Raw genomic sequence first — 337 nt, 5'->3', positions numbered from 1 at the left:
TCGGCCCTGCAGATGGTCGCCCGTGCCTCCCGTGCCGACATCACCGACTCCTCCGTCGGCGCGCGCGTGGGCATCGGCCGCCAGGGTGAGGGCTTCGGCCTGGAGGTCACCCTCGAGGTCGTGCTCCCCAATGTCCCCGCGGATCAGGCCCGCGCCCTCATGGAGCAGGCGCATCAGGTGTGCCCCTATTCGAACGCCACCCGGGGCAACATCGACGTCGTCCTCGAGCTCGGGGAGGCGTGATGACGAAGCACCGGCAGCCTGTCCCCCTCTCCCAGACCGCCGCCCGCCTCGGCCTCGGCGGGTTCATGACCGACGCGGGGCTGTCCCAACTACC

Annotated in this window: 1 protein-coding gene; it reads left to right on the top strand. The window is 71.2% G+C overall.

Going from position 1 to position 337, the window contains the following annotated elements:
• Positions 1-243 (top strand): OsmC family protein (locus ACFWJO_RS39515; RefSeq protein WP_386873103.1); only part of this gene is annotated, 243 nt, incomplete at its 5' end.
• Positions 244-337 lie beyond the last annotated feature (94 nt).

Origin of the sequence: Streptomyces sp. NPDC127092, assembly GCF_042722475.1 — a bacterium.
GTDB lineage: Bacteria > Actinomycetota > Actinomycetes > Streptomycetales > Streptomycetaceae > Streptomyces.
Note: the sequence above shows the minus strand (reverse complement) of the source record. Positions and strands in the feature narration are given on the sequence as shown.